Source organism: Maricaulis sp., assembly GCF_017643475.1.
Classification (GTDB): domain Bacteria; phylum Pseudomonadota; class Alphaproteobacteria; order Caulobacterales; family Maricaulaceae; genus Maricaulis.
In genome coordinates this window covers 159,147-176,149 of the sequence record NZ_JAEPNI010000004.1, presented here as the reverse complement: position 1 = coordinate 176,149, position 17,003 = coordinate 159,147, and the positions used below count along the sequence as shown (strand labels likewise).

Here is a 17,003-nt window from a genome sequence, read left to right as displayed (position 1 = left end):
TTATTTTTCTGGGGGAATATTATGTTTCAATTAGTTGCTGGGCTGGCTGCTGCCAGCCTGTTTGTTCAGGACGGAACTGAGTCGAGTGAAGAGCAGGAAGTGGATCCGGCCGCTGCTGTTGTGGAGATGTCGTCGACGCCTGTTGCCGCTGAACTAGATACACGCCCGATTTCGGAGCGGGGTGAGGAAATCGAGTTTCGCCAGCGTTTCCGCAGCTGGTCACTGGGAGATCTGTCTGGACGTCTGTCGCGACGGACAACGTCATCTAATATCCTCGGTCTCAGACGTGGCCAGAGCTCAAGGGTGACCCTCACTGTCAACAATGGTGCGTATGAAGACAATCCGCTGACAATTACCTGTTCCGCGCGCGAAGTATCACTCGGGCTGGAGTGGATCGCGAGATTGGATCGGGACGAACTGGTGTACGGATGCAGTTTCGAGCAGGACGGTCAAGAAACTGACGCGGTGTTCGAGATGGTTCTCGGTGGCGGTCTCATGGGGCGAGGTGATCGAGCTGGAGAGTATCGGAGTGGAGACACTGTTCTACGCTTTCAGAATAGAGAAGGAAGCGGAGGGCTGATGTCATCAATGATGCCTGACATGTCAGTTTATCAAGGCGAACTCGAAGTGGGCGCTCTTGATCCGGGCATGATGAGTTATGACGTTTGGGTAGTACGGGAGCCCGGAGCGGTGCGTGAGCACACAACTATTGTGCTTGCAATACTGGCGACCTACACGGAGCCGGGAAACTAGCCGGGTTTCGGCTGAAGTGATTTGCGGCCCCGCTTTGGGTAAGCGGGGTCGTTTTCTTATCTCGGGCTTGGGGGGCGCTTCGACTTGCGTCCAGCGCCAAGATCAGGAGGTCCAGGGGATGGTCCTGGATAGTGCCTGGCTTGGGCCCAGGATTTGCGGCGTCTGGTCGTAATCCAGTTCGGCCAGGTGTTTGCGCACCTGAGCGACAAGCTCATGGAAGTTTGGGGGTGCCTTGCCCCGATATCGGCGCAACAGGGTCGCCAGAGAATAAGTGAAGGCCCCGTAGCTGGTGACACCGTGGCGGTATTCATAGGCGTATTGGTTTTCCGCACAGGCCTCGATGATCAGCGGCAGATAGGGGCCCGGCAAATAGGCTGACGTGTCCTTGCTGGCTTCATAGTCGCGGGCACTGGTCTGGCGCAGCATGCCACTGCGACCGAGCCGTGCAACGGCCCCATCGAGACCGAAATATTGTCTGCTGACATCGCTGTCTTCGGACCAATCGGTGTTGAGGGGCTTGAAGGCGCGCGGAACCCACATTTCACGCTTGCTGTCCCAGCGGATCTCTCGGTGACGGATATCATCCGGCGGCGAAATACCCTTCGCTTTGCGGCTGCCATCACGGTGCATGCTGCCGGCATGACAGCAGTCAAAGATCAGGCCCAGCTGAACCTCATAGGGCAGCTGGCTGTAGAATTGCTGGATCTGTTTGTCGGTCACCGCGGTTTCTGCCGACCAGGCGAAATCCCAGGGCACCAGGCATTCCAGATGATGGTCCGGTTCGGTGCTTGGCCCGTATTCGGGGATCTGGGCCCCATGTCCGCTGAAATAGAAGATCCGCTCATCTCCCGGCTGTGAATCATCCACGAGCCATTCCAGGCGTTCCAGTATTCCGTCCGTGGTGGCGCGGCTGTCCAGGCAGACATGGATATCCGCCGCATCGAAACCGCATTCCTGGAGCACGGAACTCATCAGGAAGACATCATTGACACAGCCTTCCAGGCGACTGGCCTCGTCCGGATACTCATTGATGCCGACAAGTACGGCGCGTTTGCTGGCCCTTGACTTGGTCTTCGTACTCCTGCGAGCGGAACCGAAGCTGCGCGTCGCGCGGTAGACGCCGTCACCGAGCAGGCCTGCTGCGAGCGGGTTCCAGAACTGTTCGACGGCAACGCTATGTCCGAGATAACCCGAACCGGAGTGATCACCGATCCCGTCATCATCGAAGGGGGTTTCCAGCTGCAGGAAATTGTCTGCCTCGGGCAGCCTGATCTGTGCCGTGAAGACGTCATCATGGCGATTGTAGAAATGCCGCCACGTCTTCACCGCCAGTGGAGTAACCCGACCATTGGTCAGATTGCCGACCACAAAAGGATTGCCGATCTGGGAACCGATGGTGACGTAGTTGATCCGGGACAACAGCTCGGCGATATCACCCTCGCGGGCGCTGGGGTGGGAGAAGGCGTTGTAGCTGACAAGCGAGCCCAGGCTGTGGGCAATGACGACTTCAGGTTTGTGTTCACGAAGGCGGTCATGCAGCCAGTCGCGGCTACTTTGCTGGAATTCCCTGTCCTCGACCCAGGCGACAACATAGCCCGCCGTCCAGCGCGCCTTGTCCTTCAGATCACCTATTTTACCGCGCGCGCGACGCGGCCGGATCGCGCTCGAGGCGAGTTTCCAGACGGCTTTTGCAATGTCCCAGCCGCTGATATCGATCTCTTCGAAAATCGGGTCATAGGTCTCGAAAATGATTTCGAGCGGACGCTCACTCCCGGTCGGGTAGGCGGCCTCGATGGCCGTGCGCCATTCCTCGTGCCAGCCATTGTCCCTGTGGTCGCCGAGACCATGCACACACAAGATGCGTATCGGATCCATCTCGTTCTCCTCTCCCTTTGGTGCCGCCGGAACGGTATTTCGCCCCAAGGGGGAGGTGCAAGGTAAATTCGATCACAAGTTGTTTTTCTGGGCTTCCTCGAGTTTCTCTTCCGCTTCCAGCCATTTTGTTTCGGCCGCATCGATCAGTTCGACGGCCTTTGCGCGTTTGATCTGGAGGTCGGTCGCGGTTTGCGGATCCTTTTCGTAAAGGCCGGGCGTTGCGAGCCCCTTGTCGATCACATCAAGCACGCCGCGCAGGCGATCACTTTCCTTCTCCCACCGCGCCACTTCATCACGCAGGGGTTTAAGCAGTTTACGTTGCTCGGCCGCGGATCGGCGCGCGACAGATTTTTCATCCGTTGCGACGCTTTTCTTGCCGGAGCTTTCTTTAGCGCCACGCCCCAGCAGAGACTGACGGTAGGTCTCGATATCCTCGCCATAGGGCGTGACAGTTCCGTCCCCGACCAGCCAGAGCCGGTCAACGCAGGCCTCGATCAGATAGCGGTCGTGGGAGATGAGAACGACAGCGCCCTCGTAATTGTTGATCGCATTGATCAGCTCGGCGCGACTGTCCATGTCCAGGTGGTTGGTCGGCTCGTCGAGGATCAGGAGGTGTGGTCCGTCGAAGGTGATCAGATTGAATAGTAGACGGGCTTTCTCGCCACCGGACAGTGATTTCGCCGGTGTTTCCTGGCGATCGCCGGGCAGGCCGAACGTGGCCAGGCGGGCACGGCGCTGTGCCTCGGTTGCGTCCTCCATGCGCTCGACGACGTGCTGATAGGCCGAGACTTCCGGCGACAGCATGTCGATCTGGTGCTGGGCGAAGTAAGCGATCTGCAACTTCTTGTGCTTGCGCAGGAAACCGTCCTGCGGATCCAGCTTGTCACAGAGCAGTTTCGCCATGGTCGACTTGCCGGCGCCATTGCGACCGAGAATGCCGATGCGATCATCCGGATCGATATTCAGGTTCACATCGCGCAGGATGTGTTTGCCCGGCTCATACCCCGCTTTGAGGTCCAGCATGCGGATGATAGGCGGGGCCATGCGGCGCTGGGGATTGGGAAACTCGAAGGGCGCGACCGGGTCGTCTACGATTGTGGCGACGGGTTTCATGCGCTCGAGCATCTTCACCCGCGACTGCGCCTGTTTCGCCTTTGACGCCTTGGCCTTGAACCGGTCCACGAAGGACTGGAGATGACGGCGCTGGGCTTCCTGCTTTTCCAGCAATTTCATCTGCAGGCGCTGTTTCTCGCGCAGGGCCTTTTCGAAATCATCATAGCCGCCTTCATAGACGCTGATCTTGGCGTCCTTGAGGTGGGCGATCTTGTTGACGGCACCATTGAGCAGGTCGCGGTCGTGGGAGATCAGCAACACCGCCCCGGGGAAAGTGCGCAGATAGGCCTGAAGCCACATCACGCCTTCCAGGTCGAGATAGTTGGTCGGCTCGTCGAGCAGCAGCAGGTCCGGTCGCGCAAACAGGGTCGCTGCCAGGGCCACTCGCATGCGCCATCCGCCCGAGAATTCCTTGCACGGTCGACGCTGAGCCTCGCCGGAAAAACCCAGACCGGACAGGATAGAGCCTGCACGGGCTTCGGCAGAGTGGGCCTCGATATCGGCCAGACGGGTCTGGATCTCGGCAATCCGGTTCGGCTCGGTTGCCGTCTCCGCTTCTTCCAGCAGAGATGCACGCTCGAGATCAGCGGCCAGGACGACATCCATCAGCGTTTCATCGCCAGAGGGGACTTCCTGGGCGACCCAGCCCACACGTGCGCCCTTCTTGATACTGGTATCGCCGCTTTCCGGCGAGGCTTCGCCGCGGATCAGGCGGAACAGGGTCGACTTGCCGGTGCCATTGCGCCCGACAAGACCCATCTTGGCCTTGCCGCGAAGCGCAAAGGTCGCCTTGTCGAACAGGACCCGGCCTTCAATCCGGTAGGTGAGATCATTGACGTGCAACATGGAAAGGGCGCGTAGCGGGTCTAGCTAGGTGGTGCAAGAGGACGATGCGCCTTGTCTCAGCCTAGACTTAGGAAAATGCCTGACCTACCAAATAGGTGAGACGGGGGAAATATGTCGAAATTACAATTGGTCTTCCGATGCGTCCTGGCCGGATTGGCGTTTTGGACTGGTGGATTCGAACAGGCGATAGATGAACAGGATACAAATCCAAACAATTGTATGCGCTCGTTATCGTCGGGGCACACAGACCTTCAAGGTCCGGAGCTTCTGCTGTCACTGGAGCGGCATGCTCTCAATGGTGACCGGGTTGCGCAGGCGCAGCTCGCATTCCTGAGCCTTTATTCCGAAGATTACCCTTATGACCCCATTGGCGGAGCCTATTGGTTGTTACAGGCCTCCGAGCAAGGCTGTGCCGACGCGCAGCTATTGCTTGCTTTGAGCTATGAGAGCGGTCCTTTGCCAGCTGATCGCAATCGAATGATTTGGTGGTTGCACAATGCTGAAGTCAACGGATCTGAGGATGCCGCGGCAGCGCTGGCGGCTGTCGAACGCCAGCCACGGTTCCAATTGGACATGTCTCCGATAACTCCCGAGATGCAGGCTTGGTATCGGCATCACGCTGATAGTGGGAACGCCTGGGCGAGTTGGCGCATGGCTAACTTGGCACAAACGACGGATGAAGCGTTGACGTGGTTACACAGTGCGGCCGACGGTGGGGTTCAACTAGCCTATTTGACATTGGGGCACGTGCTCAGCGGGTACTCTTATATGGGTACCACGGGAGAGGTGGTCGAAGACCATCAAGCAGCAATTTCATATTACACCCTTGCCGCGGAGAGCGGTGACGGCTTTGCGATGAACCGTTTGGCCGAAATTCATTACTTACGTGCCGAAGAGGAAGGAGATAGCCGATCGGCTGACGCCCATGAGGCGGTGCGTTGGTATCGAAATTGTGCAGAACATGACGACTATAATTGTTTGGATTGGCTCGCCCATTTCCACCGCACGGGGTATGGAGGGGCGGAGGTTGACGAAGCGCTGGCAGCCGAACTGCAAGCTCGTGCCGCAGAAGGAAGGCCACTGCTGATTCCGGCTGGTGAGCCGGTGCGGGCGGACCTCGATGAGGAATCTGATCAATGACGGCGTCTTGGAAATGCCGCGATTTGATTGCCACCAGCCTGTGTCTGGGCCTGGTCTCGGTCTGTTCGCCGAACGCCCTAGCCGAAGAAATCAATGTCGAATGTGACAGGGGTATCGTGGTGGCAGTCGAGGTCGATTTTGGCGTTGACCAACGAGAGCGGATTCTTGAGCAGGCCTTAGAGAATGATGTGACCGCCCAATATGCGCTAGGATCAAACCACCTTCGCAATCGAGCTACGGAAGAAGACGGGCTCGAGGGGCTGTACTGGATGTCGCGGGCTGCACGAAATGGCTGTTTTTTGGCGCAAATGACACTGGTCACGGCGTTTCGTGATGGGGGTGTTGTTCGCCAGGATGTCGAGCAGGCTCTCTGGTGGCTGCATCATGCCCAACTTCAAGAAGCAACATTGCTGGAATCATTCTTCTTCGAACTTGATGGAGTGGAAGAAGCGGCTCGATCCACAACTGCTGCGACACCGGAAATGATCTCCTGGTACCGCGAGCAGGCTATGTCGGGGAACCATTGGGCAGCCTGGCGTATGTCCGCGCTTGAGCCTGAAAACATAATCACGTGGGTCGAATTGTCTGCCAGCGGTGAAAATCCATTGGCCCTGATTTTCCTTGGAATGTTGCGTGACCGTCGCGCCCAGATCGATGGCGAGGAGTTCGAACTGAATTTCCAGCAAGCTAGATCATTCTATGACCGGGCGATGAACTCTGGATCGCTTGAAGCGTGGAGATATGCCTGGCGGTATTCTGCTGAGAACTATTTGTACGAAGCACAGGATTCCAATTCCCTGACGGATGCCGAGCGGCAAGAGCTGGTCTCTGTTGGCCTGGATCACTTAGTGCATTGCGCCGAGATGTTTGTCGGGTGCGCGGCTACTCTCGTTGAGGTTTATGACAATGGGTTTTTGCATATCCAGCCGGATTGCGATCAAGCTTCGCACTGGCAGTCAGTCGTCAACGATCATTGGAGCGAAAACCCACGGTCCATTGGCGGACTACGTATAACGACCACTGCCTCACGAGATCAGCTTCATAGCTGTCTGGCCCAGGAGTAAGCGGCGCCAAGTCGACCTCCCGGGAAGAGGGCGACCGTAGATGCCCTTTTGGGCCAGAGCGTAAACGGCAAGAGAGGGGATTGACCGCCCGGCTGTCCCACTCATAGCGAACATGTGACGCTTGTAGACAAATCGGCCTTGGGCTATCCGGTTCAAATGCTGGGGAGCATGAAAACTGGACCAAGAAGAATGATTGTAAAAATTGGTGCGAGCCTTGGACTGGCGGTCTTGTCGATGACGGCTGCAGTCGAACTGACGGAAGCCAATGCGGCGTCTTTTCAAGCGGATGAGATCCGCAATCTCAATGTGAGTTACCAGGGCAGCGAGGAGCAGACTTTCTCTGCGAGTGAGAAGGCGGCGATCGAGGCGATCCTCTCTGATACCTATGAGCAGGTGAAATCCATCTACCCGGATCTCGCCAACGAGGTCAGCGTGTCGGTGCGCACGCTGGCGCGTGATCTGACCATGGTGGGACATGTGACTGGCATGGCTGCGGCGCCCGGGCGGATCGTGATCATGATTTCCAGCCTGCATCCGGAAAGCCTGGAGGCGGCTGCGCGTGATGGGCTCGCCGGGACTTTTGCCCACGAGCTGCACCATCTGCGCCGTGGTTGGACGATTGAGGGCAATCACTACGGCCCCGGAATCCAGATCGCGACGATCAATGAGGGCCTGGCGGTCATATTCGCGGAATCGATCACCGGTGCCTCCAAGCCAGGCAATATGCAGCCAGATGAACCAACATCGCTGGATTGGGCGCGAGAGATCCGCGCGCTGCCCGTGGATGCGGATTACGGCACCTGGATGTTCCAGCATCCCGATGGCCGGATGGGCGTGGGCTATCGCACCGGACGTTTCCTGGTGCAGCGCGCGATGGAGAATTCCGGCCTGGATATCGTGGCGCTGTCAGAGCACACGCCGGACGAGATCTGGGCGTGGGCCGATGTGGAGTAGGTCAGCTTTGAGGCGGTGTACTGTCACACCGCTTCCCTTTCCCCACATCCCCCGCTATAAGCCGCGCGAATCCTGATGCCTCGGCTGTGCTCGAGGTGATGACACACTCGAGTTCAAGGAAACCCGTCATGGCGACCCAACGCACTTTCTCTATCATCAAGCCGGACGCAACCAAGCGTAACCTGACCGGTAAAATCATTGCCAAGTTCGAGGACGCCGGTCTGCGCATCGTTGCATCCAAGCGCATCCACATGACGCGCGAACAGGCTGAAGGCTTCTACGCCGTGCACAAAGAACGTCCGTTCTTTGGCGAGCTGGTTGATTTCATGATCTCCGAGCCGGTTGTTGTACAGGTTCTGGAAGGTGAAGACGCCATCGCGAAAAACCGCGAAGTCATGGGCGCCACCAACCCGGCCGAAGCTGCTGACGGCACGATCCGCAAGGAATTTGCCCTGTCCATCGGCGAAAACTCCGTACACGGTTCCGACGCTCCGGAAACCGCTGCTGAAGAGATCAAGTTCTTCTTCACGGACGCCGAGATTGTTGGCTAAGCCAATCTGAGCTCCGAATATCGAAATTCATGAAAGCAAGCGGCTCGCAAATTGTTGCGGGCCGTTTCTTTTTTGCGCTATTCGTGAATTGCGTGAGACGATCATGCTCCCCACATTGCGCTTCCAGTGTTGAGGAGTGAGTGATGGATCTGGCCCTGTATTTCAGTCTTGTTGTGTTCGTGATTTCAATGTCGATCACGCCGGGCCCGAACAATCTCATGGTCATGTCCTCCAGCATGCTGTTCGGCTTCCGGGCAACACTGCCGCACTGGATCGGGGTGAATATCGGGTTCAGCCTTCTTCTGCTCGCATCGGTGTTCGGGCTGGGTGGGCTAGTTGAACGCTTTCCGCAATTCCTCTGGGTCGTGAAAGCAGTGGGGGCGCTCTGGCTGATCTGGATGAGTTCGATCTTTATCCGTGCCGCCATTAATCCCAAACCGATCGACGAAACGCGAAACGACACGTCCAGGCCGTTCCGCATTCACGAAGGGGCGTTGTTCCAGCTGGTCAATCCCAAGGCGCTACTGATGACAATCTCGGCCTCAGGGGCCTTCATCGCCCTGGCCGATGCAGCCGCCGATCGCGCCTTGATCATGGTGCCGACCTTTTTCATCTTCGGTGCACCGTGCGGCCTCCTGTGGATGGCGGCTGGCGGGACCCTGCACAAATTTCTGGGTGATCCCGCCCATGCGCGCTGGATCAACGCGGTGATCGCCCTTCTTTTACTCTTCACGATCTGGGTTGTGGTGAGCGGCTAGAGTTCCGCAATGATGTGGAGCCTCAGTCTTTCGAGCACCTCATCCTCCGAGCCCGGGAATACCGGAAATTCGATTTCGATGTCGGGCGTCACCGGGTGTGGCGCTGAATGGCCGTTCGGTCGAATTATGTGGGCCTTTGGATAACCAACTGCCAGACCGGAGTGGGGCAGCGAGAAATGCTCCATGGCCGCGTATGTTGTCGCCATGTCTGCGGTGGTTTCTCCGGCGATCACCGCGAAACCGTAGTCCTGCGCGAGTGCAGCGACGGTGGTCGCGTTGGAATAGGAATAGCGATTGATCAGGATATAGACCGGTCTTTCGAAACGTGTTCCCGGCCGTGGGTGCTGCAGGTCGAGGTCCATGCTGACCCGCGCTCCATTGGCAGCACTTGCAAAGAGCTCGGCAAGTTGACGGCTCGTTTCTCCTCTACCATCCGCCAGGCGAGCGGCGTTTGAAGCTGTGGTCGCCGCGCTGACCCGAACGGTGAACTGTGATGCGAACCGCCAGGGGCGGTCAGCGAACCAGGCGATCAACGGGTCGGAAAAACTGGCAGAACCGCCTGGATTATTCCTGAGGTCCAGAATCAGCGCCTGTGCGCCTGCGTCTAGAAAACGCTCAAAGGCCGCATCGACACGAGCGATGTAGGATGTCGGATCCCACTGGCTTTCGCCCTCGGTTGTATTGGTAAAAGCGCCCGGGCGGAGATAGGCGATTTCGCCGTCCAGCATGCGAACGTCATGTTCGGGCAGGGTGAGAGGGGAGTTGGAAGAGCTTGAACCTTCGAAGGCCGCCAGTGGCCGCAGCGCAATGTCTGCAGTTGTCACAACACCATCTGCTTGGGCGAGTTGCAGCGATACCATGTTGAGTGCGGGATTTTCGATCCAGAAGATCAGGGGCAGATAGGTTTCGAGAAGGGTGTAGGCCAGGTGGGGCGTGTCTGCAGAGATATGCCGTGTGTAGCGGGCAAGCCAGACCGCATTGGGCTCGCCGTTGAGGGAGAGGATTTCCGCGCCTGCCTGCAGAGCTTCGTCACCGGTCTGATGATCTGCCAGCCAGACCCGCCCATCGCGTATTCGGATATCCACGGGCAGCACGAGACCGTCGGCTTCGACATGATCGAACCAGCGTTGCAGCGGAAACTCGACCCGGGCATGGGCATGCCGGGCGAGGGCGGTGTAGGTCTGAAAGACAATGGCCGCGTCGAGCTGGCTCATCGGTTCATTCAGCTGCGCCATGATTTCCGCACGTCTCTGCGAAAACACGCTGGGCGGTGTGGCGGCGTAGAGATCGAAATGAGCCGCTTCCAGCGTGGTGTGGAGGGTCTGGAAATCTTCCTGAAGCTGCTCGGGCTGGATCAGCGGCGCGGGTTGGGCCGGCAGTTCTGAAGCCAGGGATATGGCGCAGGTCAGTGCCGTTAGCAGTGATCGATACATGGTCATTTTCCTGTTTTCAGCCGGCAGGATTGCGGCCGTCCGCTTTGCAAATCCGCGTGCCGGCACGATAATGCAATGACTCGGGCTTCCCGTTGTTCTGACCTTTTTCTGACCAGGGAAAACAGATTGAAAAACATGATGTTGGAAAAGGGGTTCAGGCTGGGCGAAGTGCGTGTCGAGCCAGCAAACGGACACCTGGTTCGAAGCGGAGTGACCGTGGAGGTCGAGCCCAAGGTCATGGCGCTGCTATGCCTGCTGGCGCGAACGCCGGGCGACGCGGTGAGCCGTGACTCCATCTTTGAGGAACTCTGGCCGGGCGTGACTGTGAATGACGATGCACTCGCGCGGGCGGTGTGGAAGTTGCGCCAGGCGCTGGGCGACGAAGCCCGAAATCCCGCCTTTGTCGCGACTGTGGCCAAGAAAGGATATCGGCTGCTGGTCGAGCCTGCGCCGCTCCGACGGACCGGAAGCGTTTCGGACCACCCTGACTGGCGCCTTACTGGCATTGCTTTGCTGGCCGGCGTTGTGATGGTGGCTTTTGTTTTCGCAGCTTTCATGGACAGCACGCCGGAAGCCGAGGTTGACCCCCTGATCACGCGGGCGGATGAGTTCTATTATCAATACACCGAGGCCGATAACGATGCGGCCATGAGGCTCTATCGCCAGGCGGTTGAGGCTGAGCCCGGCTCTGCCCGGGCCCTGTCAGGCCTCGCCAATACAATCACCCAGGAGGTGATCCGCTGGTCGCCGGGGGAGTGGGAAGAAGTCGGGCTGCAATCGCGGGTGCGAACCGCGCTGGCCAATGGTCGCACTCAAACGCCCAATGCCATCGAGGCGCTTGCCCGGGCGCGCCAGCATGCGGAAATAGCCGTTGTGCAAGACGCGGATTATGCGCTCGCGCACCGAGCGTTGGGACTGGTCTTGTCGGCACAGGGAGAGATCGAGCTGGCGATGCGCAGCTATGACCGTGCCGCCACGCTGGACCCGGATGCGTGGGAGGTCTTCATCAATCTCTCCGACCTCCACAATCATCAGGGCGAGCCCGACCTGGCCCTGGCGCACATGGAGCTGGCCTTCGAGGCCATGAGCCGGGTTTATGAAAGTCAGGCCGTGCTGGTTCGGCCCTGGTATTCTGTAACGGGTCTGTCGGTCGCTGACAGGTATCACGCGCGATCGGACGGTGTGACAGCTGAGCGCTGGTATCGGCGCGTGCTGCAATGGGACCCGCTGAACGTCCGTGCGCTGACCGGCCTGGCGGCTGTGCTCTCTGAAAGGGGAGATGAAGCGGGGGTGCGGGAGGCCTGTGCTCCGATTTCTGATCCCCAGGCGCTCGCGGAATGTCTGAATCCACATTGATGACGCTTGCAAGCCGCGGCAGGGCAGCGCATTTTCTCGGCATTCCCCACGCCGATGAGAGGTCGCCATGTCCGCTTTGCATGATCTGATCGCCCGCCTGCCCAAGGCCGAGCTTCACCTGCATATCGAAGGTTCGCTGGAGCCTGAATTGATGATGGCGCTGGCGCAGCGCAACGGGATTGAACTGCCGTTCAAGACGGTGGAAGAGATCCGCGCGGCCTATGACTTCTCCAATCTCCAGGATTTCCTCGACATCTATTATGTCGGCATGAATGTCCTGCAGACGGAACAGGATTTCTTTGACCTGGCCTGGGCGTATCTGGAGCGGGCGCACGCGGACAATGTCCGCCATGTCGAGATTTTCTTTGACCCGCAGGGCCATACCGAGCGTGAGATCCCGTTTGCCACCGTTATTGTTGGTCTGACACGAGCGCTGGTACAGGCCGAGACCCGATGGGGAATGAGCTCCCAGCTGATCATGTGTTTCCTGCGCCATCTCTCCGAAGAAGCGGCGTTTGAAACCTTGGAACAGGCGATGCCGCATATCGAACGTATTGACGGGGTGGGGCTCGATTCCTCGGAAATGGGTCATCCGCCGTCGAAGTTCGAGCGAGTGTTTGCCCGCGCAGGCGAACTTGGGCTCAAGCGAGTTGCCCATGCCGGCGAGGAAGGCCCGCCGCAATATGTCTACGAGGCGCTGGACCTGCTGCACATTGACCGGGTGGACCACGGCAACCGGGCGCTTGAGGATGAGGCGCTGGTTAAACGTTTGGTGGATAGCAAGATGGCGTTGACGGTGTGCCCGCTATCCAATTTGCGCTTGTGCGGGGTTGAGCGGTTGGAAGATCACCCGATGAAACGCATGCTGGAGCTGGGCCTTGTCGCCACCTGCAATTCTGATGATCCGGCGTATTTCGGTGGTTATGTGAACGAGAACTATGTCCGTACAGCCGAGGCTGTCGGCCTGACGGCTGCCGAGATCATCACCCTGGCGCGCAATAGTTTCATCGGTTCATTTTTGCCTCAGGCAGAGATTGCTAGACACCTCGCTGACATCGACGCGGTGATTGCGTCGGAACTGGCCTAGTTTTCGGGGGGCGTTATGGATCGTCGTGTTTTTATTGCATCGGGGCTTGCCGCACTGGCGAGTTTTCCCGCATCTGCTCAGAGCTTGAGCCGCGCCCAGGCTGCCAATGGCCTGCGCACAGCCCTCGACCAGGCCGCACGCCTGGCGACGACCCGGCTGGGACGTCGAGACGGTTTCTGGGGCGATTCTCAGGTCCGTATTCCGCTTCCGCGGCAGGTGGCCTCCATACAGTCGACCTTGCGCAGCGTGGGCATGTCCGGAGCCATTGATGATCTTGAGCTCGGTCTGAATCGGGCAGCAGAGGCGGCCATGCCGGCGGCCCGCGATATCTTCATTTCCGCCATTCGTGACATGAGCGTCAGCGATGCGGTCGGCATTGTGCGTGGTTCGGATACGGCAGCGACGGAATATCTGCGCCGCTCATCCGGCCCGAGGCTGGAGCGGGCGCTTGAACCGCACATGCAAGGCGCGATGCGCCAGGCTGGGGTCTACCGCTCGCTGGACCGGCTCGAGCCCTATGTCGATCGGGGCAATTCCCTGCTGGGCCGTTTCGGGATCGGCGGCACGTCGTCCCGGGATCTGGCAGACAGGCTTTCCGATCATGCTGTCGACAAGGCGCTGGACGGTGTTTTCTACTATGTTGGCCAGGAAGAACGGGCCATTCGCCGGGACCCGCTGGGCCAGGCCTCATCCATCCTGAGGCGGGTGTTCGGCTAGTCCTCGGACGAGGGTCTGCGGCGGGAGGCCTTGAGGCCCGACCGGTGCATCTTGCTCTGTTGGTGGCGGCGAACCGAGGCCAGGCTGGGCCGGGATTTCTTGCGCGGCTTGGGCGCTGTCAGACAACGCTCGATCAGGCTGCGCAGACGTTCGCGCGCCTCGGCCCGGTTACGCTCGCGCGAGCGTGATTTTTCGGCCCGGATCAGGATTTCACCGCCCAGGGTCATCCGTGAACCGGCCAGCTTTTTCAGCCGGGTTTTCTGATCCGGCGTCAGATTGCGGTTTTCCAGGGCGTTGAAGCGCAGCTGGATGGCGCTCTCCGTCTTGTTCACATGCTGACCGCCGGCACCGGAGGCGCGCATGTAACGCTCCTCGATTTCCGCTTCGTCGATCACCAATGTATCGGTGATACGCATGGTTCTAGTCGTGCGGGTTCATCAGCAGGTCGGCGCCGAATTCGCGGACCTGCAAGCGGACGCGTTCACCCGCGACGCGGGCCTTGCCGGAACAGGCCAGGGCGATGCACTGCGGATAGAGCTGGTGTTCCGCTTCCAGCACGCGAGCGGCCAGCGTGTCCGGTGTGTCGCCATGCAGGACAGGTACAGCGGCCTGACCGATGATCGGGCCGTCATCCATTTCTGGACGCACATAGTGCACGGTACAGCCATGGATTCGGACACCGGCTTCCAGCGCACGCTCATGCGTGTGCAGACCCTTGAAGGAGGGCAGAAGGGACGGGTGGACATTGATCAGCAGGTCGCGCCATTTCTCGGTGAAGAAGGGCGTCAGGATGCGCATGAAACCGGCCAGGCAGACGATGCGGGCGCCGTAGAGTCGGATCAGCGTGTCCAGCGCCTTTTCGAATTCCTCGCGGGTCTCGTAGTCGCGGTGATTGAGCACTTCGGTCTCGATACCGCGTTCCGCGGCCCATGCCAGACCGGCCGCGTCGGGATTGTTGGAGACGACCAGCGCGATCTCGGCCGGATAGTCCTCGGCCTGGGCCGCATCGACAATTGCCTGCATGTTCGAGCCGCGCCCGGAAATGAGCACGGCGATCTTGGTCTTCGCCATCTTGATCTCTTTTCGGGCTCTGTCAGGCCGACTGGAGGGTGCCGACAATCAAGCCGGTCTCGCCGGCTTCTGCAAGCTGCGCGATTGCCGCATCCGCGTCCTTTTCAGCGACGCTGATCAGCATGCCGATACCGCAATTGAAGGTGCGATGCATTTCCTCACGCGCGATGCCACCGGTTTCCTCGATCCACTTGAAGACTGGCGGAAGCTCGAAACTGGCATAGTCGATGACCGGCACCAGCGTATCCGGCGTCATGCGCGGCGGATTCTCGATCAGGCCACCACCAGTGATGTGCGCGAGGCCATGGACCAGTCCGGACTTGATCAGGGGCAGGCAGGATTTCACATAGAGGCGCGTCGGCGCGAGCAGGGCCTCGCCCAGCGTCTGGCCCGGCGCGAATGGCGCTTCATCACTCCAGTCCAGACCGGATACTTCGACAACCTTGCGGACCAGGGAATAGCCGTTCGAGTGCACACCGGAGGAGGCGAGGCCGATCAGCACATCGCCCGCCTGCATGCGGTCATGGTCGGGCAGGAGGCGACCACGTTCAGCGGCGCCGACTACAAACCCGGCGAGATCGAAATCGTCTCCGTCATACATGCCCGGCATTTCCGCCGTCTCGCCACCAATGAGCGCGCAGCCGCTTTCACGGCAGCCGGCAGCGATACCGGAAACAATGTCCGCGCCGCGGGCGGGATCCAGTTTTGAAGTCGCCAGATAGTCCAGGAAGAAAAGCGGCTCGGCGCCCTGGGCCAGGATGTCATTGACACACATGGCCACCAGGTCGATGCCGACCGTGTCCAGCTTGCCCGTTGCGATGGCCAGTTTAAGCTTTGTACCGACACCGTCCGTGCCGGAGATCAGGATCGGGTCGTCATAGCCCGCAGCCTTGAGATCGAAGGCGCCACCAAACCCGCCCAGGTCTGCTGCTGCGCCCGGGCGCCGCGTTGAGGCCGCCAGCGGCTTGATGCGATCCACCAGCGCGTCGCCGGCGTCGATATCGACACCGCTGTCTGCGTAGGTCAGTCCGTTGGTTTTGCCGGAAGGCGCGTTGCTGGACATGCTGATTCCCTGGGCCCTGTAAAATTTGCGCGGAGTACAGTGCAAAGCGGCTTTCAAAGCAAGTCATGGGCTTCACGCGTGACAGTGTCGCGGTATAGTGGACGCAAGCAACGCTCAGGGGAGCTCGACGTGCGTTCAATTGTTTCTGCCATCTGCCTGACTATCACAGTCTTTTCTGTCGCCCAGGCCGATGACCCGTACACGGTGACAGGCGTTTCGATCGATGCCAGCGCCGACAATGCCCTGACCGCCCAGACCGAGGCCATGCGCCAGGGCCAGGAACTGGCCGCGCATCGTCTGATCGAGCGCCTGACCCTGGAAGAGGACCGTTTCGAAACGGCTTTTGATTTCACGCCGCGCATGAACGAGTTCGGCGAGATGGTTCAGGAAAACGCCCTGGATCTGTCCGTTGTCGCCGAAATGATATCCGGTATCGAGATCCAGAATGAGCAGCGCAGCGCGACGCGTTACCTGGCGGAACTCACGATCAGTTTCGATCCGCGGGTCGTCGAGCGCATTTTCTCCAGCTATGGCGTGCCGTATGTCGAGGCCCAGTCACGCCCGACCATGGTGCTGCCGATCTACAACGAGCGCGGTCAGTTCCAGCTATGGGAAGACAATGTCTGGCGCGCGGCGTGGGAAGGGCAGAATTTCTCCAACTCCCTGACCCCGATGTTTGTGCCCGATGAGGGCGAGGCGCTGTTGAGTGCCCGCGACGCCCTGACCCTGAACGAACCGGCCCTGGCCGCGCTGGCTTCGGCCTACAACGTTAATCGCATCGCTGTGTTGCGCGCGGAAGAGCGTGACGAAATGCGCATGTTCGGTGGTTATCTGGTCAATATCGGCTCGGATGGCGTCTTCGAGGTCTCGACCTGGGGGCCGGAGAGCGTGTTTGGTGGCTGGAGCGATGCCGCGAGCCGTTTTGTATTTGAGCGTGAGACCGAATGGAAACAGCAATCCATCGTGCGTGATCTGGAGACCGAGGAGTTTCGTGTCACAGTGCTTTATGGTGCGATCGGTGAGTGGCGCAGCCTGCAGGACGCCCTGACGGGTGCCTCGCTGGTTGAAGATGCGCGTCTGGATGCCATGTCTCGTGATGGTGCGCTGATGACGGTCAATTTCCGTGGTGCGCGCGAGCAGCTGATTTCCGAGCTTGCCGAACGTGGTGCGGTATTGGAGGAACAGCCGGAGCTGGGCTGGATCATCCGGACGGCGTTCTAGG

Annotated in this window: 16 protein-coding genes; 10 read left to right on the top strand and 6 right to left on the bottom strand. The window is 59.4% G+C overall.

Annotation, left to right across the window (positions count from 1 at the left end):
- Positions 1-21 precede the first annotated feature (21 nt).
- A complete protein-coding gene (locus JJ889_RS14320; RefSeq protein WP_291896268.1) occupies positions 22-753 on the top strand; it encodes a hypothetical protein in 732 nt (243 codons plus the stop codon).
- Positions 754-855: 102 nt separating this feature from the next.
- Here the strand turns inward: JJ889_RS14320 and JJ889_RS14315 are convergent, their stop codons facing one another.
- Positions 856-2,628, bottom strand: coding sequence for a caspase family protein (locus JJ889_RS14315; RefSeq protein WP_291896266.1), 1,773 nt, complete (start codon positions 2,626-2,628; stop codon positions 856-858).
- 72 nt (positions 2,629-2,700) lie between these two features.
- Entirely contained in the window at positions 2,701-4,587 is a 1,887-nt protein-coding gene (locus JJ889_RS14310; RefSeq protein ID WP_291896264.1) for an ABC-F family ATP-binding cassette domain-containing protein, read from the bottom strand.
- A 111-nt stretch (positions 4,588-4,698) separates the two neighbouring features.
- On the opposite strand from JJ889_RS14310, the gene JJ889_RS14305 reads away from it, so the two are divergent.
- From JJ889_RS14305 to JJ889_RS14285, 5 genes are all read left to right on the top strand, one after another.
- The gene (locus tag JJ889_RS14305; protein WP_291896262.1) at positions 4,699-5,727 is read left to right on the top strand and encodes a tetratricopeptide repeat protein; all 1,029 of its coding nucleotides are present in this window, start codon (positions 4,699-4,701) and stop codon (positions 5,725-5,727) included.
- A complete protein-coding gene (locus JJ889_RS14300; protein ID WP_291896260.1) occupies positions 5,724-6,791 on the top strand; it encodes a hypothetical protein in 1,068 nt (355 codons plus the stop codon). The genes JJ889_RS14305 and JJ889_RS14300 overlap by 4 nt, the downstream gene beginning before the upstream one ends.
- 189 nt (positions 6,792-6,980) lie before the next feature.
- The gene (locus JJ889_RS14295) at positions 6,981-7,745 is read left to right on the top strand and encodes a DUF2268 domain-containing putative Zn-dependent protease (protein WP_291896259.1); all 765 of its coding nucleotides are present in this window, start codon (positions 6,981-6,983) and stop codon (positions 7,743-7,745) included.
- A 128-nt stretch (positions 7,746-7,873) separates the two neighbouring features.
- On the top strand, positions 7,874-8,296 hold the full coding sequence (gene ndk, locus JJ889_RS14290) for a nucleoside-diphosphate kinase (protein WP_291896258.1): 423 nt from the start codon (positions 7,874-7,876) through the stop codon (positions 8,294-8,296).
- A gap of 143 nt (positions 8,297-8,439) precedes the next feature.
- The gene (locus JJ889_RS14285) at positions 8,440-9,054 is read left to right on the top strand and encodes a LysE family translocator (protein ID WP_291896257.1); all 615 of its coding nucleotides are present in this window, start codon (positions 8,440-8,442) and stop codon (positions 9,052-9,054) included.
- Here JJ889_RS14285 and JJ889_RS14280 read toward each other — a convergent pair.
- Positions 9,051-10,487, bottom strand: a complete 1,437-nt coding sequence (locus JJ889_RS14280) for a S41 family peptidase (protein ID WP_291896255.1) — start codon at positions 10,485-10,487, stop codon at positions 9,051-9,053. The genes JJ889_RS14285 and JJ889_RS14280 overlap by 4 nt on opposite strands.
- A gap of 135 nt (positions 10,488-10,622) precedes the next feature.
- On the opposite strand from JJ889_RS14280, the gene JJ889_RS14275 reads away from it, so the two are divergent.
- The 3 genes from JJ889_RS14275 to JJ889_RS14265 all read left to right on the top strand — a co-directional run bounded on the left by JJ889_RS14275 (position 10,623) and on the right by JJ889_RS14265 (position 13,647).
- Positions 10,623-11,843, top strand: a complete 1,221-nt coding sequence (locus JJ889_RS14275; protein WP_291896508.1) for a winged helix-turn-helix domain-containing protein — start codon at positions 10,623-10,625, stop codon at positions 11,841-11,843.
- Positions 11,844-11,910: 67 nt separating this feature from the next.
- The gene (locus JJ889_RS14270) at positions 11,911-12,930 is read left to right on the top strand and encodes an adenosine deaminase (RefSeq protein ID WP_291896253.1); all 1,020 of its coding nucleotides are present in this window, start codon (positions 11,911-11,913) and stop codon (positions 12,928-12,930) included.
- 15 nt (positions 12,931-12,945) lie between these two features.
- Positions 12,946-13,647, top strand: a complete 702-nt coding sequence (locus tag JJ889_RS14265; RefSeq protein ID WP_291896252.1) for a DUF4197 domain-containing protein — start codon at positions 12,946-12,948, stop codon at positions 13,645-13,647.
- Here the strand turns inward: JJ889_RS14265 and arfB are convergent.
- From arfB to purM, 3 genes are read right to left on the bottom strand one after another with little or no spacing between them, the layout of a single operon-like run.
- Complete coding sequence (arfB, locus tag JJ889_RS14260; RefSeq protein WP_291896250.1) at positions 13,644-14,063, bottom strand: alternative ribosome rescue aminoacyl-tRNA hydrolase ArfB; 420 nt, start codon at positions 14,061-14,063, stop codon at positions 13,644-13,646. The two genes, JJ889_RS14265 and arfB, sit on opposite strands and share 4 nt — an antisense overlap.
- A 4-nt stretch (positions 14,064-14,067) precedes the next feature.
- A complete protein-coding gene (gene purN, locus JJ889_RS14255; protein WP_291896248.1) occupies positions 14,068-14,718 on the bottom strand; it encodes a phosphoribosylglycinamide formyltransferase in 651 nt (216 codons plus the stop codon).
- A gap of 22 nt (positions 14,719-14,740) precedes the next feature.
- Entirely contained in the window at positions 14,741-15,781 is a 1,041-nt protein-coding gene (gene purM / locus JJ889_RS14250) for a phosphoribosylformylglycinamidine cyclo-ligase (protein WP_291896246.1), read from the bottom strand.
- Positions 15,782-15,910: 129 nt separating this feature from the next.
- Here purM and JJ889_RS14245 point away from each other — a divergent pair, with 129 nt between their 5' ends.
- Positions 15,911-17,002: a DUF2066 domain-containing protein gene (locus JJ889_RS14245; protein WP_291896244.1), complete on the top strand. Its 1,092-nt coding sequence runs from the start codon at positions 15,911-15,913 to the stop codon at positions 17,000-17,002.
- Position 17,003: the final 1 nt, after the last annotated feature.

Bases quoted from the DNA above. Each gene is read 5' to 3' on its own strand.
- JJ889_RS14285 (WP_291896257.1), top strand. From the start codon at position 8,440: ATGGATCTGGCCCTGTATTTCAGTCTTGTTGTGTTCGTGATTTCAATG.
- JJ889_RS14280 (WP_291896255.1), bottom strand. From the start codon at position 10,487: ATGTATCGATCACTGCTAACGGCACTGACCTGCGCCATATCCCTGGCT.
- JJ889_RS14265 (WP_291896252.1), top strand. From the start codon at position 12,946: ATGGATCGTCGTGTTTTTATTGCATCGGGGCTTGCCGCACTGGCGAGT.
- JJ889_RS14305 (WP_291896262.1), top strand. From the start codon at position 4,699: ATGTCGAAATTACAATTGGTCTTCCGATGCGTCCTGGCCGGATTGGCG.
- JJ889_RS14320 (WP_291896268.1), top strand. From the start codon at position 22: ATGTTTCAATTAGTTGCTGGGCTGGCTGCTGCCAGCCTGTTTGTTCAG.
- JJ889_RS14315 (WP_291896266.1), bottom strand. From the start codon at position 2,628: ATGGATCCGATACGCATCTTGTGTGTGCATGGTCTCGGCGACCACAGG.
- JJ889_RS14300 (WP_291896260.1), top strand. From the start codon at position 5,724: ATGACGGCGTCTTGGAAATGCCGCGATTTGATTGCCACCAGCCTGTGT.
- purN (WP_291896248.1), bottom strand. From the start codon at position 14,718: ATGGCGAAGACCAAGATCGCCGTGCTCATTTCCGGGCGCGGCTCGAAC.
- JJ889_RS14310 (WP_291896264.1), bottom strand. From the start codon at position 4,587: ATGTTGCACGTCAATGATCTCACCTACCGGATTGAAGGCCGGGTCCTG.
- purM (WP_291896246.1), bottom strand. From the start codon at position 15,781: ATGTCCAGCAACGCGCCTTCCGGCAAAACCAACGGACTGACCTACGCA.
- arfB (WP_291896250.1), bottom strand. From the start codon at position 14,063: ATGCGTATCACCGATACATTGGTGATCGACGAAGCGGAAATCGAGGAG.
- JJ889_RS14270 (WP_291896253.1), top strand. From the start codon at position 11,911: ATGTCCGCTTTGCATGATCTGATCGCCCGCCTGCCCAAGGCCGAGCTT.
- JJ889_RS14275 (WP_291896508.1), top strand. From the start codon at position 10,623: ATGATGTTGGAAAAGGGGTTCAGGCTGGGCGAAGTGCGTGTCGAGCCA.
- JJ889_RS14295 (WP_291896259.1), top strand. From the start codon at position 6,981: ATGATTGTAAAAATTGGTGCGAGCCTTGGACTGGCGGTCTTGTCGATG.
- ndk (WP_291896258.1), top strand. From the start codon at position 7,874: ATGGCGACCCAACGCACTTTCTCTATCATCAAGCCGGACGCAACCAAG.